Source organism: Thermoleophilum album, from assembly GCF_028867705.1.
Taxonomy (GTDB): domain Bacteria; phylum Actinomycetota; class Thermoleophilia; order Solirubrobacterales; family Thermoleophilaceae; genus Thermoleophilum.
This window is the reverse complement of record NZ_CP066171.1, coordinates 1,140,294-1,165,069: the sequence shown is the minus strand read 5'-3', so window position 1 is coordinate 1,165,069 and position 24,776 is coordinate 1,140,294. Positions and strand designations below refer to the sequence as shown.

The following is a 24,776-nucleotide window of genomic DNA, read 5'->3' as shown; positions in this document are numbered from 1 at the left end:
GCAACCGACGAGGAGGTACGGGGAAGGTGAGGGACCAACGTGTCGAAGCGCTGGCGCGCGTGCTCGTGCGCTACTCGACCGAGGTGAAACCGGGTGACGTGTGCGTCATCCAGGCGTCGACGGCCGCCGAGCCGCTGGTTTTGGCGATCTTCGAGGAAGTTCTGCGCGCCGGTGGGCATCCCGTCGTCCAGCTGTCGCCCGAGGAGGCGCCAGCGCTCTTCTACGAGCTTGCGAACGACGAGCAGCTCGACTTCGTGCCGCCGCCGGCGCGGTGGGCGGCCGAGGAAGCCGACGTGCGCTTCGCGATCCTCGCCGAGCACAACACGCGCGCGCTGACCCAGGTCGATCCCGCGCGCCAGGCGCGCGCGCAGAAGGCCCGCCGCGCTCTCCTCGATACGCAGATGCGGCGCTCGGCAGCCGGCGAGCTGCGTTGGGTCTTGACGCTCTTTCCGACCCACGCCTACGCAGCCGAGGCGGGGATGTCGCTCGATCAGTACGAGCGCTTCTACTACGGTGCGTGCCTTGTCGACGGCGGCGACGCGATCGCCGCCTGGCGCGAGCGCGCCGCCGAGACGCGCCGGCTCGCCGAGTGGGTCGAGGGGCGCAGCGAGGTGCGCATAACCGCTCCCGGCACCGATCTGCGCCTGGCGGTCGAGGGGCGGCGCTGGATCCCCTGTGTGGGCGAACGCAACATGCCCGATGGCGAGTTTTTCACCGCTCCCATCGAGGACTCGGTCGATGGCGAAGTGACCTTCACCTTCCCGGCGGTCTACGGCGGGCGCGAGGTGGCGGGCGTGCGCTTGCGGTTCGAGGGCGGGCGTGTCGTCGACGCCGACGCCGAGCGGGGCGCCGACTATCTCTTCCAGATGCTCGACACCGACGAGGGGGCGCGTCGCTTGGGCGAGCTCGGTATCGGCACGAACTACGGGATCGCCACCGCTACGAAGGAGATCCTCCTCGACGAGAAGATCGGCGGTACGGTCCACCTTGCGCTCGGCGCCAGCTACCCAGAGACGGGCGGTCGCAACGAGTCGGCGATCCACTGGGACATGGTGCTCGACCTCCGCAACGGGGGCGAGATCACCGTCGACGGCGAAACCTTGCAGCGCGACGGTCGCTTCGCGATCTGAGCTCGGTGACTGCCTGAGCGGACCTAAACTGCTGCGCGATGGCAGGCCACTCCAAGTGGGCGCAGATCAAGCACAAGAAGAAGGCTGTAGACGCCAAGCGCGGGCAGCTCTTCACCAAGCTGGCGCGCGCGATCCAGGTCGCCGCGCGCGAGGGCGGTGGTGACCCCGACGGCAATCCCGCGCTCGCCCACGCCATCCAGAAGGCGAAAGAGGCGCGCATGCCGAAGGAGAACATCGAGCGTGCGATCGCCCGTGGCGTGGGGGCCGAGGCCGGGGCAGAGGCGATCGAAAAGGTCGTCTACGAGGGTTACGGGCCGGGCGGTGTCGCGATCCTGGTCGAAGCGCTGACCGACAACCGCAACCGCACCGGCGGCGAGATCCGCCACCTCTTCACCCGCCACGGGGGGAGCATGGGCGAACCGGGCTCGGTCGCGTGGGTGTTCGAGAAGAAGGGCGAGATCGTCGTCGACGCGCGCCGCTACGACGAGGACGCGCTGTTCGCGGCGATCGACGCCGGCGCCGAGGACATCTCGCGCGACGGCGACCTGTGGGAGATCGTCACCGATCCCGCCGACTTTGCAGCGGTGCGCGACGCGCTCGCGGCGAGCGGCGTGGAGGTCGAGTCGGCCGAGATCGTGATGCGCCCGACCTCGAGAACGCCGGTCGCGCGCGAAGATGCCGGTCGCCTGCTGAAGCTGCTCGAAGCGCTCGAGGACCACGACGACGTCGAGGCGGTCCACGCCAACTTCGACATGGACGCCGAGCTCCTCGAGCAGGCCGCGGGCGTTTAGCGCGCGCGGCCGACGGTGGCGGCAGCGGGCTAGCTCTCGCCGTCGTACACGAACGGCAGCGTGTCGGCTACGTCGGCGAGCGTGGGCGCGTTGCGGTCGCGCTCCGAGGGCACGAGCTCGTCGACGGGAAGCGGCCACTCGATCCCGATCTCGGGATCGCGGAAATGGATCCCGCGTTCGAGCTCGGGGTCGTAGTAGTGCGAGCACTTGTAAACAACGTCCGCCACCTCGCTCAACACGCAGAAGCCGTGGGCGAACCCCACTGGCACGAAAAGCTGGCGGAGGTTCTCGTCGTCGAGCTCGAACGCCTCCCACTGGCCGTAGGTCGGCGAGCCGCGACGGATGTCGACGACGATGTCGACGATCTTGCCGCGCGCGCACCGCACCAGCTTGGCTTGGCCGGGCGGCAGCGCGAAGTGCATTCCGCGCACGACGCCTCGGCGTGAGCGCGAGTGGTTGTCCTGGACGAACTCGCAGTCGATCCCCGCTGCCGCGTAGGCGTCGCGACGGTAAGTCTCGTGGAAGAAGCCGCGCTCGTCGCCGAACACGCGCGGCTGGATCAGCTTGAGTCCGGGCAGACGGGTGGGCAGGATCTCGATCACGGCCGCTAACGCTAACCGAGCAGGCGACCGCTACGTAAGAGGCGGATGCCGGGCGAAGGCGTCCGGTCGCGCCCGCAGAATCCATCGGCAGTGGTCGTGATCGGTGTCGATCCTGGCTCGCAGCACTGCGGCTACGGCGTGGTCGTCGCACGCGGCGGACGGCTCGGTGCGCTCGACGGTGGCGTTTTCACGCTGCCCCGCGCCGCCGCGCTCGAGCGGCGCCTCGCTGCGCTCCACGCTGGCGTCGACGAGCTCCTCGCCCGCTACCAGCCGACGGCGCTCGCGGTCGAGGATCTCTACTTCGGGCGCAACGTGCAGACGGCGATGGCGGTGGGTCAGGCGCGGGGCGTCGTGCTCGCGGCCGCTGGCGCACGCTCCGTGCCCTGTTTCTCCTACACCCCCCAGCAGGTGAAGCAGGCCGTTTGCGGCACCGGAGCGGCCGACAAGGGCCAGGTGCAGCGGATGGTCGCGGCGCTCTTGTCGCTGCCCGCACCGCCGGAGCCCGACCATGCCGCCGACGCCTTGGCCGTCGCGATCTGCCATCTCCACCGGCTGCCGACAGGGGTCGCGATCGCCAGCGCCGCGGCGTCTGCACGCGCGACCGGTGCCGCTCGCAAGACGCGCTCGGCGACACGGGAGGTGGCGCTGTGATCCACCATCTGCGCGGCACCTTGGTCGCCAAAGCGCCCGGCACGGTGGTGCTCGAGTGCGCCGGAGGTGTCGGCTTTGCGCTCGCCGTGTCGGGATGGACGCTCGCCCGGCTGCCGGCGGTCGGTGAGGAGGCGGAGCTTTTCTGCCATCTCGTGCTACGCGACGACCAGGCGCAGCTCTACGGTTTCGCGAGCGCCAGCGAGCGCCAGCTGTTTCTTCTCTTGCAGGGGGTGCAGGGGGTCGGTCCGCGACTCGCGCTGGCGGTTCTCTCGGCGGGCGGGCCCGACGAGCTTGCGCGCGCCATCGCGAGCGGTGCGCGCGAGCGTTTCCTGGCTGTGCCCGGGGTGGGCAAACGCACCGCCGAGCGGATCATCGTCGAGCTGCGCGAGCGCGCCGCCAGCGAGCTCGCGCACGCTCCGACATCCAAGCAAAGCACCCGCGGCGTTGCGCACGACGAGACGGTCGCGCTCGTGCGCGACGGGCTCGCCGCGCTCGGTTTCGAGGGCAGCGAACTCGAACGCTTGGTCGACGCGGCACTGAGCACGTGCGGCAGCGACGCGTCGGTCGAGGAGCTCGTGGCGTCGGCACTGCGAGCTGCGAGGGCGGCGGCGTGAGCGCGAAAGCCTCCGCAGCGATCCGAACCCCGGGCGTCGAGCGGCTGCAGGCTCCGCACGCGCAGACGCGCGAAGAGGAGCTCGAGGTGACGCTGCGACCGCGCACGCTCGACGACTTCGTCGGTCAGGAGCGCGTAAAACGCCAGCTCGCCGTCTTCGTCGAAGCGGCGCGGGCGCGCGGCGAGCCGCTCGACCATCTGCTGCTCGCCGGACCGCCCGGACTCGGCAAAACATCGCTGGCCGAGATCGTGGCGCGCGAGCTTGGCGTCGCCTTCGTCCAGACGGCCGGGCCCGCGCTCGAGCGCAAGGGCGACGTCGCCTCCTACCTCACGGCGCTCGAGCCGCGCTCGGTCTTCTTCGTCGACGAGATCCACCGGCTTCCCCGCGCCGTCGAAGAGACCTTCTATCCGGCGATGGAAGATCGCCGCTTGCCGATCACGGTCGGCCAGGGGGCGGGGGCGCGGGTCATAACCCTCGACCTGCCGCCGTTCACGCTCGTCGGCGCGACGACGCGCACCGGCCTTTTGACAACGCCGCTGCGCGACCGCTTTGGTGTGACGATCCGCCTCGAGCTGTATCCCGAGGAAGAGCTTGCCCGGATCGTTCACCGTTCCGCTCGCATCCTCGGCGTGGCGATCGCCGACCAGGCGGCGGCCGAGATTGCGCGCCGCTCGCGTGGCACCCCCCGGGTCGCAAACCGTCTGCTCCGCAGGGTGCGCGACTACGCCGAGGTGGTCGGGGGAGGGGAGATCGATCTCGCCGTCGCCCGCGCCGCCCTTGAGCTGCTCGAGATCGACGAGGTCGGTCTCGACCGCACCGACCGGGCGATCCTCGCCGCTATTTGCCGCGACTTCGGGGGAGGTCCGGTCGGGCTATCGACGTTGGCAGCGGCGGTGGGCGAGGAGCCCGACACGATCGAGGACGTCTACGAGCCTTACCTGTTGCAGCGCGGCTTGCTCGCGCGCACGCCGCGCGGTCGCGTCGCGACCGAGCGAGCCTTCCGCCACCTCGGAGCTACGCCGCCCGCGCGCGCCAGGGCGCTTTTCTGAGCGGTCGCTGCTGTGCGGGCGGATGCCGACAGAATGTGCGGGGCGGCGACCGTCACAGGGCGCAGCTTTCTCCCTACTCTGTTGGCCGTGCCGATCTTCATCTGTCCGAGCTGCGGGCGCCGTTCCGCTGCCGCCGAGCGCACCGCCGGCTTTAGCGACCGTCCACGCGGCTGTCCGCATTGCGGTTTCGCGTTCGTGTTCGAGCTACTCGACGACTACTACCCAGCCCCGAACGCGGCCTTTTTCATCCTCGATCGCCAGGGGCGGCTGCTCGGCACGGGCAAGGGGGCGCGCGAGCTAACCGGGCTCGGCGATCTAGACGTCATCGGGCGGCCTGCCCGCGAGGTGCTCGGACTGCGCTTCGCCGATGGCGACGACCCGATCGCCACCGCACTCGAGTGGGGAGTGCGCGTGCTCGGTCGCAACGTGCGCGTCCACGCCGAGGGCGACCAAGAGGAGTCGGCGGTCTGCGACGTCCTGCCCGCCTACGATGACGACGGCGGCGCCCTGCTGATCCTTACCCCGAAAGTGGAGACCTCGTGACCTCCCGACGGCGCAACAGCGCGATCCTCGCGCTCGTCGCCGCGCTGCTCGTGTTGTCGGCGCTGGTGATCGTGCCCGGCTCGCCGCTGCACAAACCGACGCGTCTCGGTCTCGACCTGCGCGGCGGCGTCGAGCTGATCTACCAAGGTCAGCCGACCCCGCAGGTGCCCAAGGTCACCCCCGAGGCGATCGACGATGCGATCGAGACCATCCGCAAGCGCACCGACGCGCTCGGTGTCGCCGAGCCCGAGATCCAGCGCTCCGGTGCCGATCAGATTTCCGTCGGGCTGCCCGACGTCCAGAACGCCGAGCGGGCGATCCAACAGGTCGGAACCACCGCTCAACTCCAGTTCTACGACTGGGAGGCGAACGTGCTGGGCGGCCGCGGTCCGGACCAACCGTACGCCGGCAGCCGCGCACTGTGGGAGGCGGTACGCGTCGCGTCGCGACAGAAGCCACGCGCCGAGCCGACCGATGTGCCGCCCGAAGGCGTCTCACCCGCCGTGCGCCGACGTTTCGGCGGCGACCGCCGCAAGATCCTCGAGTACTACGACCGGCGCAACGACAGCGCCAACGCTCGCTACTACCTGTTCGGTCCCGATCGCCGGCTCATTCAGGGGCCCGACACGAGCTGCAACGAGCTGCTTTCGGACTACGAGCCGCGGCCCGGCGCTGCCAAGCGCTACACGCCGGGCACGCAGTGCGCGCGGGAGCTGCGCGCCCTGGGCGCAGGCGGCCCGCCGGCAGGCAGCGTCGTCGTTCGGGTTCCGCAGGGGATCCTCGTCGTCGAGGCCGAGCGCGCACCGAACCAGCCCGAGCAGATCAAGCGCTACTTCGTGATCGAAGACGACGTCGAGCTTTCGGGCAGCGACATCCGTGACCCCCGCCAAGAGTTCGACCCCCGCACCGGCGAGCCGGTCGTCACGATGCGCTTCAGCGACCGTGGGCGCCGCGCCTTCGAGCGCGTCACGCGCCGGCTAGCCGAGCGGGGCGCCCAGCAGATCCTGCCGCCGGGAGCGCCGCGCCAGACCGCGTTCCAGCGTTTCGCGATCGTCCTCGACGGGCGCATCATCTCGCGCGCGACGATCGATTTCGTTCAGAACCCCGAGGGGATCGACGGGCGCACCGGCGCGCAGATCGAGGGGATCGGTTCGCTCCAGGAGGCGCAGGATCTGGCCCGCAACCTGCGCATCGGCGCGTTGCCGATCAACCTCAAGTTGATCTCGCAAACCCAGGTCTCGGCGACGCTCGGTAAACAAGCGCTGCAGCAGGGTCTTGTCGCCGGGCTCGCCGGGCTCGGTCTGACGATCCTTTTCCTCGTCTCCTTCTACCGCGTGCTCGGTGTGATCGCGACGCTCGCGCTGTTTGTCTACGCGGTGCTGTTGTTCGCGGTCGTCAAGCTGATCCCGGTAACGCTGACGCTGCCAGGGATCGCCGGGCTGATCCTCACCCTCGGGGTCGCGGCTGACGCCAACATCGTCATCTACGAGCGCATCAAGGAGGAGGTGCGCGCGGGGCGGTCGATACCGGCCGCGATATCGGCCGGATATTCGAAGGCGCTGCGCACGATCGTCGACGCCAACGTCGTCACGCTCGGTGTCGCCTTCATCCTCTTCATGCTCGCCACGGCGGGCGTCAAAGGCTTCGCCTTCACCCTGCTGCTGGGCACGCTGACCTCGCTGTTCACCGCGGTGCTGGCCACCTCGGCGGTGCTCGGCACGCTTGCGCGCTCGCGGCTGCTCGCGCGCCCGTCAGCGCTCGGGATCGGGCGGCGTCACGTCGCCTGGCGGTTCGACTTCATGGGCCGCTCGAAGCTCTTCTTCTCGATGTCGGGCGTGATCATCGCTGCCGGTGCGATCGCTATCTCAACTCTCGGCATCAACTTCGGTATCGACTTCGAGGCGGGTACGCGCATCACGACCCCGCTCGAGCGGCCGGCTTCGGTGCAGCAGGTGCGCGACACGCTCGCCCCGCTCGGCTACGCCGACGCGAAGATCCAGCAGGTCCGCGACCCCGAGCTCGGCGCCAACGTCGTGCAGATATCGACACCACGGCTGGCACCGGACGCGGTCGAGCGGGTGCGCGAGCGCCTCGACCAGCGGTTCGGCGTGCGTCGCGCCGACTTTTCGGTTAACTCGATCGGCCCGACGTTCGGCAAACAGGTGGCCGAAACGGCGCTGATCGCGATCCTCGCTTCGCTGGCGTTGATCTCGGTCTATATCGCCGCCCGCTTCCAGCCCAAGTTTGCGGTCCCGGTCTTGATCGCGCTTGTGCACGACATTCTCATCACCGCCGGCGTCTACGCCATCACCGACCGCGAGGTGACGACGGCGACGGTGGCGGCGCTCCTCACGATCCTCGGCTACTCGCTCTACGACACGATCATCGTGTTCGATCGCATCCGCGAGAACATGCCGCGGATGCCGCGCGCCACTTTCGCCCAGATCGCCAACCGCTCGATGTCCGAGGTGCTGACACGTTCGCTCGCTACGAGCTTGTCTACGCTGCTGCCGATCACCGCGCTGTACTTCTTCGGCGGCGAGACGCTCAAGGACTTCGCCTTCGCCCTCATGGTCGGTGTCGTCTCGGGCACCTACTCGTCGATCTTCATCGCTACCCCGGTTTTGGTCGAGTGGAAGGAGCGCGAGTCGCTGTTCCGGCGGCGGCGCGAGCTGTGGCTCGCCGAGTACGGCCGGGTGCCCGCATTCTTCGACGCCGACCTGGCGCCGGCCGCCACGCAGACAGCCGCTAGCGGCGCGCCCAGCACCGCGCGCCGGCGCGGCGGTCCCGCGCCCGCCGGCGCTGCGGCGGCGGGCGGTGCCGAGCGCAGCCCGGGTGCCGTCGCCACCGCGACGGCGGCCGAGCCCGAGGCGTCGCGACCGCAGCCGGCGGACCCGCCGCTCGTGTCTCCGGCCGCCGATGCTGAGCGCGAGAAGCGTGCTCGGCGTCGGAGCGAACGCAAGCGCAAGCACGGGAGGCCGCGCTGATGGGGCTCGTGGTCTGGACGATGATGGCGATCGCCGTCTGGCACTTCACGGTCTTCGTGCCCGACCGCTTTCTGGGTGGGATCGTCGGCGCGTTCGTGGCGAGCATCGCCGGTGCGCTTCTCCTCGCCCTCGTCGCGAACGGGTTCGCGGTGCCGGGCCGCAGCGAGACCGATCTCGCACAAGCGCTGCTTGCGCTGCCCGGGTCACTCGTGGGTCTCGCCGTGTGCTGGTTGTGGGGCGATCGCCGCGAGCGACGCGCAGCGAGCGCCTAGCTAGCTGAAGCCGCTTCGCCCGAACCTTGCTCGCACGGTGGTCGGGAGCGTCGCTAGTGCACCGGCGCGAGCTGCCCTGTGCGCAATTCCGAGGTCTCCGAGCGGAAAATGTTAGGCTGCCCTAAGTAAAGCGATCGCACGGGCGGTACCCCGGGTCCGCCACGTGCACGGGGCTCGGCTGTCGGCCCCGCGATGTTGCGAAGTCGAAAACACAGGAGCAGTCAGATGGCAAGAGCGACGTTTTCCCTGAGATCGGCCGCCGTCGCTGGCGTGGCCGTCGCTGCCGCGGTGGCGCTCGCCGCCTGCGGTGGCGAGGACCGTGGCAGCGTCACGGTCGAGGGCACGGGCACAGGCACCGCCGGCACGTCGACGAGCACTGGCACCACGACCCACTCCGGCACCGGCACTACGGCTGCGGGCGCCGTGCCGGCCGGTGTCGTTGCCGAGCAGCAGAAGCTCGCCGAAGAGCTCGAGCACGAGGGCGGCGTGCGCGAGGTCGGCGAGTGGAAGATCGGTTACATCGTCGAGGGCGCCGAGGGCTGGTGGGTACCGACCGGCAACGGCAGCTACCGCTGGCGCCGTCCCGCGCGGGGCGAGACGCACCACGTCGAGATCATCCCGATCGAGCGCTCCACCGGCCGCGTCGTGCCCGACGTCCGGATCGATCTCGAAATCCTCGACAGCTCGGGCAACGTCGTGGTGCGCACCCGGCCGCGCTTCTACTACGCCGAGTTTTTCCACTACGCCGACAACGTGAGGATTCCGCGTCCGGGCACCTACACGCTGAGAGTGCGGATCACGCCGCCGCCCTTCACCCGCCACGGCGAGGAGTCGCAACAGCCTGCCCTCGCCAAGGGTGCGGAGGTGACCTTCCGCGGCGTGCGCTTCGAGAAGTCCTGAGCGTGAGGCGCTAGGAAGCCTCGCGACGTCGCGGGCCGCGGTCGGTGCCGGAGCCGGCCGCGGCCCGCACTGCTTTCTGTCTGCCGGCGCCGTGAGAATCAGCCTCCGTGCGTGCGCACAACTGGCTGATCGAGCGGGTCGACCCCGACACGGTGCGCGGCCTCGCTGCCGAACTCAGGGTCTCCCTCGAGCTGGCGGCGGTACTAGCGCGCCGTGGTTTCGCCGACGTCGCGAGCGCTCGTCGCTTCTTGGCCGCCGACGAGTGCCACGACCCCGAACTTCTGCCTGGCGCTCGCGCCGCAGCCGAGCTGATCGGGCGCCACGTGGCGTCGGCGGAGCGGATCGTCGTTCACGGCGACTACGACGTCGACGGGGTCGCTGCCACCGCTGTTGCCGTGCGCGCCTTGCGCGCCCTCGGTTGCGAGGCTGCCTGGCACCTTCCCGCACGCGACGAGGGTTACGGGCTGTCGCTAGCGACGGTCGAACGGCTGGCGGCTCGCGGCTGTCGTCTGCTCGTCGCCGTCGACTGCGGTATCACCGCGACAGCCGAGATCGCCCGTGCGCGCGAGCTCGGTATCGAGGTGGTGGTGGTCGATCATCACCGCCCCGGCGCCGCGCTTCCCGACGCCGTGATCGTCCACCCGGCGCTCGGCAGCGAACGCTATCCGACCGAGTCGCTGTGCGCCACCGCTGTCACCGCCAAGCTTTTCGCGCTCGTAGCCCGCGTTTGCGGTGCCGACGAGGACGAGGTGCTCACGCACGCGCGCGAACTCGCGGCGCTCGCGACCGTCTGCGACGTTGTGCCGCTCGTCGGCGAGAACCGCACGATCGTGCGCGATGGTCTGCGCGCCTTCGCGGCGACACGGTCGGTGGGGTTGCGCGCGCTCTGCGAGTCGGCAGGCACCGAGCCGGCCGCTGTCGGCGAGCGCGAGCTCGCCTTTCTGCTCGGACCGCGCCTGAACGCCGCCGGGCGTATCGAGCGCGCCGACGCGGCACTCGACCTCTTGCTATGCGACGACGCCGAGCGGGCGCGCGAGATCGCGGCCGAGCTCGACGCCCTCAACCGCCGCCGCCAGGAGGAGGAGGCGCGAACGCTGTTCGCGGCCGAAGCCCAGTGCGCTCGTCAGGCGGCGGAGGCGGCGCTGGTCGTCGCCGGCGAGGGCTGGCATCCCGGCGTCGTCGGGATCGTCGCGTCCCGGCTCGTCGAGCGCTGGCGACGGCCGGCGCTGGTGCTGGCGATCGAGGGTGAGCGCGCCCGCGGATCGGGACGGTCGCTGCCGGTGTTCGATCTGCACGCCGCGCTCGTCGCCTGTGCAGATCACCTGTCGCGCTACGGCGGCCACCGCCTGGCGGCCGGCCTCGAACTGCCGACAGCTGCGCTCGACGACTTCACACACGCCTTCCAGCGCTTCGCGGCCAGCACCCTCTCGCCCGAGGATCTGCGGCTGCGGCCCCGTGTCGACGCCGTCGTCACGCTGTCGCGCCTGACCCTCGGTCTCGCCGACGAGTTCGAGCGTCTGCGTCCGTTCGGCGAAGGCAACCCGCCGCCGCTTCTGCTCGTCCGCGGTGTGCGTGCCGAGCGGGTCGCTGCGCTCGGGCGCAACGGCACGCACACCCGCTTGACGCTTGCCGACACCAGCGGTCGCGCCGACGCGGTCGCTTTCGGGGTGCGACCCGGTGAGCTGCAACCGCTTGCGCGCGAGGGCTGCGAGGTCGCCTTGCGCCTCGAGCGCAACGCACGCGGCGGGTTCTTGGAGGCGCGTGCGCGCGTCGTCGCTTTCCGTAGCTATGCGTCCGCAGGACCGGCGATCGTGCGTGCGCGCGGCGGATCTGTAATCAGCACTGCAGCGCGGTCAGCGCGCGAGGCCACGAGCGCTGACGTCAAGGTCGTTGACCTACGCGGCACCGACCCGGTGATGGGACTCAATTGGCTGGTCGACGGCTCGGCGTCCGCTCTCGTGGCAGTCGCCGACAGCGCGCGCCGCCGCGACGGCCTCGCGCGCCTCGGTTTGGGCACGGACACGGCGGTAGCGGAGTGGGACGAGCTTCTAGCCGACCCCGCGCTTGCCGACGGTTACGAGCGCATCGTGGCGCTCGACCCACCGCCGCTTCCCGAAGCGTTGGTAGCCCCCGACGCTCTCGCGCCGCTCGCCTGCGGCCGGCGGGCCTACGCGCTGTGGGGGGAGCGCGAGCTGCGCTTCGCGCTCAGCGTGTGGCGCTGGCGGCTCGATCTGCGGCCGCACTTGCGTGAGCTTTGGCAGGCGCTCGCCGCCGCCAGGGGAACTCTCGCCGGGGATGAGCTCGCGCGTGCGCTGCACGGTCGCTACCGGCACGGCCGCCCGCCGTCGCTCGTCCACGCCTTGCTCGCCACGCTCGGCGAGCTCGGCCTCGTCGTGATCGAGGGGCCCGCGCCGATCCCGCACCGTGTTGTCCTGGTCGCCACAGCACCTGGCCGCATCGAGCTCGAGCGCTCGCCCACCTTCGTGCGCTGTCGGCGCCACCTCGACGCTCTCGAGCGCGCGGCCGCCAGGGCGACCGGGGCCGGGGGTAGAGAACTGGCGGCTTCAAGCCGACTCTAGACTCGGAGCGATGGCGGAACGCGCGGTCGAGAAGCCAACACGGCCGGACGGGCCCGTCGCCGACGAGCGGCACGCGGCGCACGCTGGCGGCGCTGCGAGCTCGACCTTCGACCGGCTACCGGTCGACGTCGCGCGCGATCACGCGCCGGCCGGGCCGGTCGACCGTCTCACCGCCGAGCAACGCACCTTGCTCGGCGACCTCCTCGCCGTCGTCGAGGAGCACGCCGAGGAGGCTGCGCGTCCGGTCGATCAAGAGCTCGTCGAGCGCGCGTTCGTGTTTGCCTGCGAACGTCACGCCGGCCAGCGGCGCGCGTCGGGCGAGGAGTTCATCGTCCATCCCGTGGGTGTGGCGAAGATCTGCGCCGGTATGCGTCTCGACACCGAGACGCTCTGCGCCGCACTGCTCCACGACACCGTCGAGGACACCAGCGCCTCGCTGGAAGAGATCGAGGCGCTCTTCGGCGGTGAGATCGCGACTCTCGTCGACGGTGTCACCAAACTCAGCGGTGTCACTTTCCAGAGCCGCGACGAGCGTCAGGCCGAGAACTACCGCAAGATGCTCGTGGCGATGGCGGCGGACATCAGGGTGATCCTGATCAAGCTCGCCGACCGTCTCCACAACATGCGCACGATCCAGTCGCTGCCGCGCCACAAGCAGCAAGAAAAGGCGCGCGAAACGCTCCACATTTTCGCTCCGCTCGCGCACCGGCTCGGTATCCACGCAATCAAGTGGGAGCTCGAAGATCTCGCCTTCCAGACGCTCCACCCGCGCAAATACAACGAAATCAAGGAGCTTGTAAGCCAACAGCGTGCGGAGCGCGAGGCTTACGTCGAACGCGCCGGCGAGATCCTCAAGCGCGAGCTAGCCGCGGTCGGTATTCCCGCCGAGATTTCGGGCCGCGCCAAGCACTTCTACTCCATCTACACGAAGATGACGCGCAAAGGCCGTGAGTTCAACGAGATCTACGACCTCACGGCGATGCGCGTGCTCGTCGACTCGGTGAAGGATTGTTACGGAGCGATCGGTGTCATCCACGCCCTCTGGAAGCCGATGCCGGGCCGCTTCAAGGACTACGTGGCGATGCCCAAGTTCAACATGTACCAGTCGCTGCACACGACGGTGATCGGTCCAGAGGGCAAGCCGCTCGAGATCCAGGTTCGCACCCACGAGATGCACCGCACCGCCGAGTTCGGTGTGGCGGCGCACTGGCTTTACAAAGAAGCGGGCGGGCAAGCGCCCGAGGACAAGATGGAGTGGTTGCGGCACCTGCTCGACTGGCAGCAGGAACTGTCGGACCCTCGCGAGTTCACCGAAACGCTGAAGCGCGACCTCTTTGAGGACGAGGTTTTCGTTTTCACGCCCAAGGGCGAGGTCAAGTCGCTGCCGGCCGGGTCGACGCCGCTCGACTTCGCTTACGCCGTGCACACCGACGTCGGTCACCGCTGTGTTGGCGCCAAGGTGAACGGCAAGGTCGTGCCCCTGCACTACCAGCTGCGCTCGGGCGACATCTGCGAGATCCTGACCTCGAAGAAGGAACGCGGGCCGTCGCGCGACTGGCTGTCGCTCGTCAAGTCGACACGTGCCCAGTCGAAGATCCGCGCCTGGTTCAAGCGCGAGCGCCGCGAGGACGCCGAACGCCACGGGCGCGAGGTGCTGCACGAGCATCTGCGTCGCCACAGCCTGCCGCCACAGAAGCTCGTCGGTTCGTCGCTACTCGCGGACGTAATCCGCGAGATGGGGTTCCGCAAGGCCGACGACTTCTACGTCGCTCTCGGCGAGGAGAAGATCTCGCCGCGCGTCGTTGTCAACAAGCTGATGCAGCGGCTCAAGCGCGGCGAGAGCCTCGGCGACAGCGAGGGTGCCTCGGCGGAGCTGCTTTCGCGTCGCGAGAAGCGCCCGCGGCGTACGGCTGCGGCGTCGGCTTACGGGATTCGTGTCGAGGGCATCGACGACGTGCCGGTGCGGATCGCCAAGTGCTGTCGTCCCGTGCCGGGCGACCCGATCTGCGGTTACATCTCGCTCGGGCGCGGCATCACGGTCCACCACGAGCAGTGCGCGAACGCTCGCGCTTTGCGGCGCAGCTCGGCCGAGCGCTTCACGCCGGTGGCCTGGGACGGCGACGCCGAGACGTCGTTCCGGGCCGAGATCGAGATCGCCGCTTGGGACCGGACCGGTCTGCTCGAGGACCTCTCGCGAACTTTCTCAGAGTCGGGCCTCAACATCGTCGAGGCGCGCTGCACCGTCAACCATCCGATGGTCAAGAACCGCTTCGTCGTCGAGGTCGGCGATACGAAGGTGTTGAAGGGCGTGATCCAGAAGCTGCGCAACGTCGAGTCGGTGTTCGACGCCTACCGGGTCACGCCGACCGGTTGAGGACGGTCTGCCGCGGCCGGTCGCCGGCGAGGCGGCGCGCTCAGGCCACGCAGCGCAGCGCCGCTGGCTGTGCGCGCAGCTCGACGCGCTCGCAGCGCCCGAGGTAGTCGCCGTCGACCTGCAGCGGCAGCGGCCGCCCGTCGAGGCTCTCGACGACGGCGCACGTGGCGGCGCCGAGGTCGGTTATCCGTCGGTGGCGGGAGACGGCGCGAGCGCTGCCGGTAAGGAGGCGCGCCGCGAGCGACGGAACCTCGAGGGGACCGATGCGGTCGAGTGCGGCGAAAGCGAGCGTGCCGCTGTCAAGCGCCGCGTCGGCGCACACGCGCACCGGGCGCCGCGCGAAGAACGTGTAGGGGTCGGAGTTCTGGGCGATGCACGTGATCGCCTCTTGCTGTCGCCCGTCGGCGAGGGCGATGCGCATGCGCGGTGGGCGCCCGAGCAGGTAACGGCGTGTGAAGAGGTCGACAGCGACAGTTGCGTAGTACCACGGTCCGAACCGCGCCTTCCAGCGCGGGTGGGCGTCGACGCGCTCGGTCACCTCGGCGTCGAGACCGACACCAGCGGTGAAGACGAAGTAGCGGCCGTTCGCTTGCCCTAGGTCGACCGTTCGCACCGGCAGCGTGTCGGCGAGGCGCAAGAGGTGCTCGGTGGCGTCGACGACGTCGCCGGGAACGCCGAGGCTGCGGCAGAAAACGTTTGCCGATCCACCCGGGAGGACCGCCAGTGGCGTCGAAGTGCCGGCCAGGCCGTTCGCCGCCTCGTTGACGGTGCCGTCGCCGCCGAAAGCGCACACGACGTCGTAGCCCTCGGCGGCAGCGTCGCGGCAGATTGCGGTGGCGTGGCCTTGCGCCTCGGTGTCGACCGCGGTCACGTCGTAGCGCGACTCGAGAGCGTGAACCACAAGGTTGCGCAGGCGCGCCGAGACGGTTGTCGCGAAGGGGTTGACGATCACGAGCATCCGGCGCTTGCGCGTCGGACGCTCGAGAACCGAAAGAGAGATCGCCGCGTCTTGGCGAGTGCTGGTCACGTTTCCGCCGCTTCGAAACGCACGACGCCGTCCGCCTCGATCTCTCTGGCGCGCCCCTCGGCGAGCAGCAGATCGAGGTGGCCGAGCACCTCCGACAACGTCAAATACGCCTGTGTCACCGCCACGTTTCCCCACAGCTCCTGGGCGATCTCGTAGGCGGTGCGTGGCTGCTGGGCGATCAAGCGGCGGATCTTTTCGCCGCGGCGCCGGTGGAGCGCGAAGCGCTCGTCGATCAACGCACGGTGGTCGGCGATCGTCTCGCCGTGGCCCGGCAAGCCGAGCGCGAAATCGAGCTCGCGCGTGCGCGAGAGCGACTCGAGGTAGCGCAGGAGGACGCGCGGGCGTTCGCGCTCGCCCTCGCGGGGACGGGCCAGCAGCGGGTTGGACGAGATGTGGGCGAGAAGGTGATCGCCGAGGATCGCGACGCCCCGCTGCTCGTCGAGAAAGACGGTGTCCGAGAGGCTGTGCCCGGGACGGTGCAGCACGCGCAGCCGGCGCTGCGTGAGTTCGACGATGTCGCCGTCGCGCAGCACGCGGTGTACGGGCCCGCTTGCGCCCCAACCGCGGAACGAGCGCGAGACCGACTGCAGCGCGGTGGCCACGTCGCTCGGGATGCCGTGGCGCAACATCATCGCGTGCGCGAACGCGTCCTCCGCCTCGGCCTCTTCTCGGTAACGCTCGATGAACGGAGCGGTCGCGTCGAGCGCCGCCACCTCGGCGCCCGATCGCTCCGCGACGATCCGCACGAGGCCGGTGTGGTCGATGTGCTGGTGGGTGACGAGGACGAGCTCGATGTCCTCGATCCGCCGTCCCAGCGCGGCGAGACCACGCTCGAGCGCGTTCAACGACGTGCCCGAGTTGGGGCCGGTGTCGACAAGCGTGAGTGGCTCGTCGTCGATCAACAGCACGTTGACGCGGCCAACGGCGAACGGCGTGGGGATCGCGAGCCGGTGGATGCCGAGACGCTCGGCGGTGGCCCACCCCTCGGCGTGAGCGATGTCAGTGTCGGCGGTGCGCGGTGCCGACCCTTGCGCCCCGGCGCCGGCTCTCGCGCTCGCGCGCTCCCCACGCTCGCTTTTCGCTTCGGGCATGACGGGCGGGGAAACTACCGCCGTTCCGCCGGCGAGGTGCTGGCGGTGTCCGACGGCTGACCGTCGCGCATCCGCGCCGCGGCCTCGGCCGCCACGAGGTGGGTGGTTCGCGGCTCGCGCGCCGCAAGGGCGCGGGCTCGGCGCTCGAAACGCAAGTCGGCGAGCGTGGCGCGTCGCCTTAGCTGCAGGTACTCCTCCCAGGACGGGACGAGGAACGTCTCGACGTACCGCTCGCGATCGGCGAGGTCGCGGAAGAGCTGCCAGCGTCGCGCGCCGGCGCGAAGCCGCGCGCGGCCAACCGGCTGCATCGCCGCTTCGAACGCTGGCTGCGCCGCTTGCGGCACGATGTATTCGACGGTGACGAGCACCGGCCCGACGGCCGGCTCCGGTTCGAACGCAAGCTGCGGCTCCGACCACCCCTCGGCAGGACTGAGATCGAGATCCTCGCCGCCGCGTACGGGTCGCGAGAGGCCGACCGCAGCCGTCACGGCGAGCCCGCTGGCGGCGACGAACAAGGGGAGGGTGGGGGCGGAGTGTTCGGCGAGCGCGCCCCACAGCGCGGCCCCGGCGGCTTGCCCGCCCTGCAGCGTGAGCAGGAACACAGCTAGGCCGCGCGCCCGCACCCAGGCGGGAAGCACGGTTTGCGCGCTGGCATTGAGCGACGACACCGCGGCGATCCATGCCGCGCCCGCGAACGTCAGTGCTGCCGCGCCGACCAGAAAGGCGCGGGCGGTGGCGATCGCCGCGAGCGCGACGCCGAGCACCGCAATCGCGAGGGTCACGGTCCCGTTGGCGCCGAGCGCAGCACGCAGATGCGGGATCGCGATGACGCCGGCGAGAGCTCCGACGCCGACAGCGCCGAGCAAAAGCCCGTAACCGTCCGAGCCGAGCCCGAGACGGCGCGCGGCCACGAGCGGCAAGAGCGCCCACAGCGCGCTGGCGAAAAGCGCGAAGGGGAAGGTGCGGGATAGCACCCGGCGCATCCGCGGAGACGCCCGCGTGTAGCGAACGCCCGCCCAGATCGCTCCGCGCAGCCGCTCGCGGGACGCCGGTTGCGGCTCTCGCCGCCAGGTCGACGCCGCCAAGAGCACCGCGAGGAACGACGCCGCGTTCGCAGCGAACACCCAGCCCGGACCCGCAGCCGCCACCACCACGCCGCCGATCGCCGGTCCCACCGCTCGCGCCGCGTTCACCGACGCCGAGTTCAGAGCGACCGCGTGAGGGATAAGCTCGCGCGGCACGAGCTCCTGCTGCACCGCTTGCCACACGGGACGGCGCAACGCGTCGGCCAGGCCGACAGCGAAGGTCAGCGCGAGCAACGTCACCGGGTCGATTGCACCGCTGAAGGTCGTGACAGCCAGTGCCAAAGCGGCAGCTAGCGCCAGCGACTGGCTCGCGACGAGCACACGACGGCGGTCGACGAGATCGCCGAGCGCTCCTGCTGGGAGCGCCAGCACCACGACGGGAAGGCTCACCGCCGTTTGCACCAGCGCGACCTCAAGCGCCGAACCCTCGAGATCGATCATCAACCACTGCGCACCGACCAGCTGCATCCACGTGCCGACGTGGGACGTGAGCTGCCCCACGAACAGGCGCCGCCAGGTGGGGTAGCGCAGCGGCGCCCAGCCCGAGGCCGCGCCCCCGCGCACCGATCGACCTAGGAGCGGATAAGCGCGAGCACCTCGTCGCGCTTCTCGGCCATGTGCTCGGGCGAGACGAGCGACTCGAGGTTGAGACGCAAAAGCGGCTCGGTGTTGGACGGGCGGACGTTGAAGTGCCAGTCGGGGTAGTCCACCGAAACCCCGTCGAGCCAGCTCACCTCACCGTCGGAGTAACGCTCGGCGAGCTCGCGCATCTTCGCCTGGGGATCGGCGACACGCGAGTTGATCTCGCCGGAAATGAAGTAGCGGCTGCGCAGGGGGGCGAGAAGCTCGCTCAGCTTGGCGCCGCGGCGCGACAGAAGCTCGAGCACCAGCAGCGCCGGAATTGTGCCCGAGTCACAGCAGTAGAAATCGCGGAAGTAGTAGTGACCGGACACCTCGCCGCCGAAGGCGGCGCCGGTCTCGCGCATCCGAGCCTTGAAGAAGGCGTGCCCGACACGGTTGACGAGCGCGGTGCCACCGGCCCGCTCGACAACGTCGCGCACCGCGCGGCTGGCGCGCACGTCGTAGAGGATCGTCGCGCCGGGCTCCTTCGCGAGAATCGCTTCGGCGAGCAGCGCCGTCAAAAAGTCGCCGTCGACGAAGCGACCTTGGTCGTCGATGAAAAAGCAACGGTCGGCGTCGCCGTCCCAGGCGATGCCTAGATCAGCCCCTTCGGCAAGCACGCGGTCGATCACCAGCTGACGGTTCTCGGGCAACAGCGGGTTCGGCTCGTGCTCGGGGAAGCGGCCGTCGGGCTCCCAGGCGATCGTCACGAGCTCGAGCGGCAGCTCGTCGAGCAGCGGGCCGACACCGATCTTGGCTACGCCGTTGCCGCCGTCAACCACGACCTTCATCGATCGCACGCTGGCCGGATCGATGAAGGCACGAACGTGGTCGCGGTATTCGTCGAGAAGGTCGGCGCGCGCGATCTCGCCCGCACCGCCCTCGCCGGCGCTCGGTGCGCCAGCCTCGACGAGAGCCCGGAGCTCGGCGATGCCGCTGTCGCCCGACAGCGCGACCGCGTTGCGGCGCACCAGCTTCGCTCCCGTCCACTCCGGCGGGTTGTGCGAGGCGGTGCAGGCGAGCCCGCCGTCGAGACCGCGCGATCCCACCGCGTAGTAGAGGACCTCGGTGGGTGTCATGCCGATGTCGAGCACGTCGGCTCCGGCGGCTGCCATGCCGCGGGCGTATGCCTCGGCGAGCTCCGGCGCCGAGGTGCGCACGTCGCGGCAGAGCGCGAGCTTGAGCTCGCTAACCGGGGTCCCCTCGAGTTCCGCCACAACAGCAGCGAAGGCGCGCCCGATGCGCTCGGCGACGGACGCGTCGATCTGGCTCGGGTAGAGCCCGCGAACGTCGTAAGCCTTGAAGATCGAGCTGTCGACTGCGGTGCCGGGCACGCCCGCGGGAATCTAGCTGCTCGCCCCGTCGCTTTCAGTGCTGCGCCCGCCACCGCGAGGGCCGCTCGCGCTCGCGGCGCCCGTCGGCCAAGCGGCGAGGATTTCCTGTCGGGCCGCTTCCAGTGACTGGTTGATCACACGCGTGTCGGCGATCACCGGCATGAAGTTGTTGTCCCCTTGCCAGCGCGGCACGACGTGCTGGTGGAGGTGCGCCGCGAACCCGGCGCCCGCAACCTTCCCGAGGTTGATCCCGATGTTGAAACCGTCGGCCGCGAACGCGCGGCGCAGCGCACGAACGCAGTCGCGCGTCAGGGTCTGGAGCTCGAGGAGCTCGTCGTCGTCGAGCGCGTCGAGCTCGCCGACGTGGCGGTAGGGCGCGACCATCAGGTGGCCGGGCGCGTAGGGGAAGGCGTTCAGCAGCACGTAACAGCGCTCGCCCCGGTGGACGATCAGCTCTTCCCGCCCGCTCGCCTGGCGGGGGCTTGTGCAGAAGATGCACTCCGCGCTCTTCGGGCCGCGGATGTAGGCGATCCGCCACGGCGCCCACAGCGGTCGCTTGCCGTCTTCCGCTACAGCCATCGCCGGTACCTGAAGTAGCCGAACATGCCGAGCAGCATCACGACCATCGAACCGATGATGATCCAGAAGCTGGTCGAGGGGCCGGCGGCGGGATCGCCACCACCGGGCAGGCCGACGTTCATGCCGAAAATGCTCGCTACGAGCGTGAGCGGCAGGACGACCACGCTGATCGCCGTCAGCACCAACAGGATGTCGTTCACGCGGTGCGAAATGACCGACTCGTTGGTGGACTCGAGCGCCTCGATCACCTCTTTGTAGTTCTCGAGAACGTCCCAGATCCGCTCGGACGCGTCGACGATGTCGTCGAAGTAGATCTCGAGATCGCCGCTGATGAAACGTTGCTTGGTGCGCTCGAGGTCGTTGAGCACAGCGCGCTGGGGGCGGACGATCTTGCGGAAGTTGATGATCTCCTGTTTGGCGTTCGAGATATCGCGCACGATCTCGCGCGACCGCCCCTCGAAGATGTCTTCCTCGATCCGTTCGAGCTTGTTGCCCATCTTGCGCAACATCGGAAAGCAGTAATCAAACGCGTCGTCGACGATCCTGTACAGGAGGTAACCGGGCCCCTTCGACAAGAGCGACTCGCGGAAGTCGGAGTTCGACGTGCAGCGTTCGAACAGGTAGGAAACCGGGGGTATCGGCTCGTTGGGAATGGTGATCAGATAGTCCGGACCGACGAACATGTCTAGCTCGGCCGCGTTGAGACGGCCGACCGCCTTGTCGAACACGGGAAAGTGCAGAACGATGAAGAGGTAGTCGGGGTACTCGTCGATCTTTGGGCGCTGGTTGCGCGACGCTACGTCCTCATAGTCGAGGGGGTGGAAGTCGAAGTGCTCTTCGAGCCACGCACGCTCGAGCGGCCCCGGGCGCTCGATGTTGATCCAGCGCAGCCCGTCGTACTCGACCTCGGCGATATTTGGCTCGTCCCTAAGCGGCGTCCGCGAGGGAGTCGCGGCAGCGAGGCGAGCGCGGCTCGTGCGGCGTATGCGCGGTCTCGGCACGCTCGGCATCGCTGCGACTGAGGGGCTCCTCGGGGACCGTCATGACCCGTCGATTGTAGAGCCCGTACGTGCTTTTCCCTCGCGCCACAGGGCGAGAAGGCGCTATGCTTGCCGCCTCACATAGCGCCGCTCACATCGAGAGGGGTGGAGGGACTTGGCCCTGTGAAACCCCGGCAACCATCTCGGCCCGGCGCGGTCGGGAACGGTGCCAATTCCAAGCGGGCCGGGCGGCCCGGGAGATGTGACGAAGTGCTTCGGGCGAAGCCCTCGTCACAAAGGAACGGAAGCGGCGAGGGATCTTCGGTCGACAAGGGGGTCAAGATGGCCGTCGAGGCACTGCGGTGCAAAGAGTGTGGAGAGAGGTATCCGCTCGACGCTCGCTACGTCTGTGAGCGCTGCTTCGGGCCGCTCGAGGTCGAGTACGACCTGAGCGCTATCGACGCATCAGCGCTGCGTGCCCGGATCGAAAGCGGGCCGGCGTCGATCTGGCGCTACGCCGATCTGCTGCCCTTCGAGACACCGCCGGCTAGCCCGCTGCCGGTCGGGTTGACACCGCTCGTCCGGGCCGACCGCCTGGCCGAGCGCCTCGGCCTTGGCGAGCTGTGGGTGAAAAACGACGCCGCCAACCCCACCCACTCTTTCAAGGATCGGGTCGTGGCGGTGGCGATCGCCAAGGCGCGCGAGCTCGGCTACTCGGTGGTCGCCTGCGCATCGACGGGCAACCTCGCCCAGGCCGTGGCGGCGCATGCTGCGGCGGCGGGTCTCGACGCGTACGTCTTCATACCGGCCGATCTCGAGCGCGAGAAGGTCCTTGCCACCGGCGTGTACGGCGCCAAGATCGTGGCCGTCGAGGGCACCTACGACGACGTCAACCGCCTCTGCACCGAGCTTTCGGCGGAGCGCGAGTGGGCCTTCGTCAACGTCAACGTGCGCCCCTACTACGCCGAGGGCTCGAAAACTCTCGGCTACGAGATCGCCGAGCAGCTCGGGTTCGAACTGCCCGATCGCGTCGTCTGTCCGATCGCCTCAGGCTCGATGTTCACCAAGATCGCGCGCGCCTTCGACGAGCTGGTCGAGCTCGGGCTGGTCGCGAGGCCCGAGCGTGGCGGCCCGATCTTCTGCGGTGCGCAGGCGGCGGGTTGCGCGCCGGTCGCCGAGGCGTTCGCGAACGGCTGGGACGTCTGCCGGCCGGTGAAACCGAACACGATCGCCAAGTCGCTGGCGATCGGCAATCCGGCCGACGGGCCCTACGCGCTCGAGCTCGCACGGCGTAGCGGCGGCACGATCGAGGCTGTGAGCGACCGCGAGATCGTGGAGGGCATCGAACTGCTCGCCGAGACGACCGGCATCTTCCCAGAGACGGCGGGGGGCGTCACCGTGGCCGTGCTGCGCAAGCTCGCCGAACAGGGAAAGATCGCTCCCGACGAGCGCGTGGTCGTGCTCAACACGGGCGAGGGCCTGAAAACGCTCGACGCGATCGCCGACGCTGTCGAAGTCGTACGCATCGAACCGCGGCTCGAGGCGTTCGACCGTGCCTTCGGACTGGCGGGCGCCGCCGCGAGCTAAGCGTGCGCGGGCACGCAGCACGGGGCGCGACAAGAGACCGGCAGCGGTTGAAGAGCACCGTTAGAGTTCGCTGACGCGATGGGTGTGACAGTGAAGATCCCGACGCAGCTGCGCTCGGTGACCGGCGGCGAGGCCGAGGCCGTGATCGACGGAGCGACCACGGTCGGCGAGGTGCTCGACCGCCTCTACGAACGCTACGAGGGGCTGCGCGACCGAATCTCCGACGACGGTGCCCTGCGGCGCTTCGTCAACGTCTACGTGGGTGGCGAGGACATCCGTTTCCTCGACGGCCTCGAAACGCCGGTAAAGGACGGCGACGAGGTGACCATCCTCCCGGCCGTCGCGGGCGGTCGGTAACAACGTGTGACCGTGCCGTTCGGTGGCGCTTCGGTGCTGGTCACCGGCGGCCAGGGGTTCGTCGGCGCCCACCTCTGCGAGCGCCTTCTCGCCGCGGGCGCGCGGGTCGTCGTTCCCCGCCGCGACGTCCACCCGCGTTCGCGTTTTCGACGCGAGGGGATCGAGGAGCGCTGCGAGCTCGTAGCTTGCGACCTCGCCTCCGTCGAGAGCGTCCAACGCGTGCTCGCGGAAGAGGAGATCGAGTACGTCTTCCACCTCGCTGCGCAGACGATCGTGGGCACCGCGCGTCGCGCGCCGCTGTCGACGTTCGAGTCCAACGTGCGCGCGACCTACGTCCTGCTCGAGGCGTGCCGCAGCATCCCCGACCGCCTGCGAGCGATAGTCGTCGCTTCCTCGGACAAGGCATACGGGCCGAGCGACGAGCTGCCCTACAAGGAAGACACGCCACTCAGACCGACATTCCCCTACGACGTGTCGAAGGCGTGCGCCGACCTGATCGCGCGGTCGTACGCGCTCACCTACGAGCTGCCGGTGGCGGTGACACGCCTAGCCAACGTGTACGGGCCGGGCGACGTCAACTGGTCACGCATCGTGCCCGAGACGTGTCGCGCCCTGGCCGAGGGCAGAAGGCCAGTCCTGCGCTCGGACGGCTCGCCCAAGCGCGACTTCATCTACGTCGACGACGCCGTCGAGGCGTACTTGGCGGTCGCCCGCTCGCTCGCCGATCGCGCGCTGCACGGGCGCGCCTGGAACGCGGGCAGCGGCGAGCCCACGGCCGTGATCGAGATCGTGCGCGAGCTCGTCGCGATTGCCGGTGTCGCACTCGAGCCCGAGATCCTGGGGGAGGGCACCCCAGCGGGCGAGATCGACGCCCAGTGGCTCGACTCGAGCGCGATCGAGCGCGAGCTTGGCTGGCGGCCGCGCGTGCCGCTCCGCGAGGGGCTTCGTCGCAGCTACGACTGGTACCGCCGGTACCTAGCCGCGCTCGATTCCCCTCACGCCCGAAGCTCGTGACGGTGGTGGTGCCGGTAGGCGGCGCGCGCCTGCTCGGCACCGCGCATCAAGCGCGCCAAGTGCGGCTCGGTCAGCGACGCCGGAACACAAGGCACACCGGCGGCCATGCCGCAGGTGGGGCACGGCACGCTGAGCGCCCGCTCGAAGGCGCGCTGAGCGGCCGCAGGGGCCGGCTCGCGCCGACGGTCGCGGGTAGCACGGTCGCCGCGCTGTTGGACGGGCTTAGCGGTCGGGAGCCGAGCGAGCTTAAGCCAGTCCGCGGCTAAAGCATCGTCGCTAGCGGAGCGGCGCAGTGCGAGACGGCGCACGCCGAACGTCGCCGTCGCTCCCAGCTCGAGCGGTTGGTTCGACATCCTGCGTCCCCCTTGGCGGTTGGCGTGTGCGCGGCGGATCCGACCGCTGCCGAACCCGCCGTGCCCCCGTAAGGGAGAACGCAAGAGAGGGGCGAAACTTGCGCCGCGGACTTAGCGCTCGCAGCCTTCGCCTGCGAGCGGGAAGGGGCAGCGCGCCCGACAGGATTCGAACCTGTGACCTCTGGCTCCGGAGGCCAGCGCTCTATCCACTGAGCTACGGGCGCTCGTGCAACGAAGCAGTCTAGTGGCGCCGCGA

The 24,776-nt window shown here is 69.7% G+C and carries 22 protein-coding genes, 1 tRNA gene and 1 riboswitch; of the genes, 14 read left to right on the top strand and 9 right to left on the bottom strand.

Features of this window, described 5'->3' with window-relative positions; genetic code table 11:
- Positions 1–26 precede the first annotated feature (26 nt).
- Positions 27–1,130, top strand: coding sequence for an aminopeptidase (locus JDY09_RS05465; RefSeq protein ID WP_274715921.1), 1,104 nt, complete (start codon positions 27–29; stop codon positions 1,128–1,130).
- 38 nt (positions 1,131–1,168) lie between these two features.
- Entirely contained in the window at positions 1,169–1,921 is a 753-nt protein-coding gene (locus JDY09_RS05460) for a YebC/PmpR family DNA-binding transcriptional regulator (protein ID WP_274715920.1), read from the top strand.
- A gap of 29 nt (positions 1,922–1,950) precedes the next feature.
- On the opposite strand, the gene rfbC is transcribed toward JDY09_RS05460, so the two are convergent.
- Positions 1,951–2,523, bottom strand: coding sequence for a dTDP-4-dehydrorhamnose 3,5-epimerase (gene rfbC, locus JDY09_RS05455; RefSeq protein ID WP_274715919.1), 573 nt, complete (start codon positions 2,521–2,523; stop codon positions 1,951–1,953).
- A gap of 45 nt (positions 2,524–2,568) precedes the next feature.
- Between rfbC and ruvC the strand changes: the two genes are divergently transcribed.
- The 9 genes from ruvC (at position 2,569) to JDY09_RS05410 (ending at position 14,492) form a co-directional block, all read left to right on the top strand.
- Positions 2,569–3,174 carry a crossover junction endodeoxyribonuclease RuvC gene (ruvC, locus tag JDY09_RS05450; protein WP_274715918.1) on the top strand — a complete coding sequence of 202 codons (606 nt, stop codon included), beginning with the start codon at positions 2,569–2,571 and terminating at the stop codon, positions 3,172–3,174.
- A complete protein-coding gene (ruvA, locus tag JDY09_RS05445) occupies positions 3,171–3,788 on the top strand; it encodes a Holliday junction branch migration protein RuvA (protein ID WP_274715917.1) in 618 nt (205 codons plus the stop codon). Before ruvC ends, ruvA begins: the two co-directional genes overlap by 4 nt.
- Positions 3,785–4,837, top strand: a complete 1,053-nt coding sequence (ruvB, locus tag JDY09_RS05440) for a Holliday junction branch migration DNA helicase RuvB (protein WP_274715916.1) — start codon at positions 3,785–3,787, stop codon at positions 4,835–4,837. The genes ruvA and ruvB overlap by 4 nt, the downstream gene beginning before the upstream one ends.
- 87 nt (positions 4,838–4,924) lie before the next feature.
- Complete coding sequence (locus JDY09_RS05435; protein WP_274715915.1) at positions 4,925–5,380, top strand: PAS domain-containing protein; 456 nt, start codon at positions 4,925–4,927, stop codon at positions 5,378–5,380.
- Positions 5,377–8,367, top strand: a complete 2,991-nt coding sequence (gene secD, locus JDY09_RS05430) for a protein translocase subunit SecD (protein WP_274715914.1) — start codon at positions 5,377–5,379, stop codon at positions 8,365–8,367. Before JDY09_RS05435 ends, secD begins: the two co-directional genes overlap by 4 nt.
- Positions 8,367–8,639, top strand: coding sequence for a hypothetical protein (locus JDY09_RS05425; protein WP_274715913.1), 273 nt, complete (start codon positions 8,367–8,369; stop codon positions 8,637–8,639). Before secD ends, JDY09_RS05425 begins: the two co-directional genes overlap by 1 nt.
- A gap of 225 nt (positions 8,640–8,864) precedes the next feature.
- Positions 8,865–9,539 carry an iron transporter gene (locus tag JDY09_RS05420; RefSeq protein ID WP_274715912.1) on the top strand — a complete coding sequence of 225 codons (675 nt, stop codon included), beginning with the start codon at positions 8,865–8,867 and terminating at the stop codon, positions 9,537–9,539.
- A gap of 107 nt (positions 9,540–9,646) precedes the next feature.
- Positions 9,647–12,118, top strand: a complete 2,472-nt coding sequence (gene recJ, locus JDY09_RS05415) for a single-stranded-DNA-specific exonuclease RecJ (protein ID WP_274715911.1) — start codon at positions 9,647–9,649, stop codon at positions 12,116–12,118.
- 10 nt (positions 12,119–12,128) lie between these two features.
- Positions 12,129–14,492 (top strand): RelA/SpoT family protein, encoded by a 2,364-nt coding sequence (locus tag JDY09_RS05410; RefSeq protein WP_274715910.1) that lies wholly within the window; start codon positions 12,129–12,131, stop codon positions 14,490–14,492.
- A 40-nt stretch (positions 14,493–14,532) separates the two neighbouring features.
- Here JDY09_RS05410 and JDY09_RS05405 read toward each other — a convergent pair whose 3' ends face one another.
- From JDY09_RS05405 to JDY09_RS05380, 6 genes are read right to left on the bottom strand one after another with little or no spacing between them, the layout of a single operon-like run.
- The gene (locus tag JDY09_RS05405; RefSeq protein WP_274715909.1) at positions 14,533–15,519 is read right to left on the bottom strand and encodes a diacylglycerol/lipid kinase family protein; all 987 of its coding nucleotides are present in this window, start codon (positions 15,517–15,519) and stop codon (positions 14,533–14,535) included.
- Positions 15,516–16,610 carry an MBL fold metallo-hydrolase gene (locus JDY09_RS05400; protein ID WP_274715908.1) on the bottom strand — a complete coding sequence of 365 codons (1,095 nt, stop codon included), beginning with the start codon at positions 16,608–16,610 and terminating at the stop codon, positions 15,516–15,518. The genes JDY09_RS05405 and JDY09_RS05400 overlap by 4 nt, the downstream gene beginning before the upstream one ends.
- Positions 16,611–16,624: 14 nt before the next feature.
- On the bottom strand, positions 16,625–18,259 hold the full coding sequence (locus tag JDY09_RS05395; protein ID WP_274715907.1) for an MFS transporter: 1,635 nt from the start codon (positions 18,257–18,259) through the stop codon (positions 16,625–16,627).
- 8 nt (positions 18,260–18,267) lie between these two features.
- On the bottom strand, positions 18,268–19,650 hold the full coding sequence (locus tag JDY09_RS05390) for a phosphomannomutase/phosphoglucomutase (protein WP_274715906.1): 1,383 nt from the start codon (positions 19,648–19,650) through the stop codon (positions 18,268–18,270).
- 12 nt (positions 19,651–19,662) lie between these two features.
- A complete protein-coding gene (locus JDY09_RS05385; RefSeq protein ID WP_274715905.1) occupies positions 19,663–20,229 on the bottom strand; it encodes an HIT family protein in 567 nt (188 codons plus the stop codon).
- Positions 20,220–21,239 (bottom strand): magnesium transporter CorA family protein, encoded by a 1,020-nt coding sequence (locus JDY09_RS05380; RefSeq protein ID WP_274715904.1) that lies wholly within the window; start codon positions 21,237–21,239, stop codon positions 20,220–20,222. The genes JDY09_RS05385 and JDY09_RS05380 overlap by 10 nt, the downstream gene beginning before the upstream one ends.
- A 120-nt stretch (positions 21,240–21,359) precedes the next feature.
- A riboswitch (SAM riboswitch) is annotated at positions 21,360–21,476 on the top strand.
- A gap of 75 nt (positions 21,477–21,551) precedes the next feature.
- Here JDY09_RS05380 and thrC point away from each other — a divergent pair.
- The 3 genes from thrC to JDY09_RS05365 all read left to right on the top strand — a co-directional run bounded on the left by thrC (position 21,552) and on the right by JDY09_RS05365 (position 24,167).
- The gene (gene thrC, locus JDY09_RS05375) at positions 21,552–22,796 is read left to right on the top strand and encodes a threonine synthase (RefSeq protein ID WP_274715903.1); all 1,245 of its coding nucleotides are present in this window, start codon (positions 21,552–21,554) and stop codon (positions 22,794–22,796) included.
- Between the two features lie 78 nt (positions 22,797–22,874).
- Complete coding sequence (locus JDY09_RS05370) at positions 22,875–23,153, top strand: ubiquitin-like small modifier protein 1 (RefSeq protein WP_274715902.1); 279 nt, start codon at positions 22,875–22,877, stop codon at positions 23,151–23,153.
- A gap of 6 nt (positions 23,154–23,159) precedes the next feature.
- Positions 23,160–24,167, top strand: coding sequence for an NAD-dependent epimerase/dehydratase family protein (locus JDY09_RS05365; RefSeq protein ID WP_274715901.1), 1,008 nt, complete (start codon positions 23,160–23,162; stop codon positions 24,165–24,167).
- Here JDY09_RS05365 and JDY09_RS05360 read toward each other — a convergent pair.
- Together JDY09_RS05360 and JDY09_RS05355 are read right to left on the bottom strand one after the other, a co-directional pair.
- A complete protein-coding gene (locus JDY09_RS05360) occupies positions 24,149–24,520 on the bottom strand; it encodes a zinc finger domain-containing protein (protein ID WP_274715900.1) in 372 nt (123 codons plus the stop codon). The two genes, JDY09_RS05365 and JDY09_RS05360, sit on opposite strands and share 19 nt — an antisense overlap.
- A gap of 151 nt (positions 24,521–24,671) precedes the next feature.
- Positions 24,672–24,744, bottom strand: a tRNA-Arg gene (locus tag JDY09_RS05355).
- Positions 24,745–24,776 lie beyond the last annotated feature (32 nt).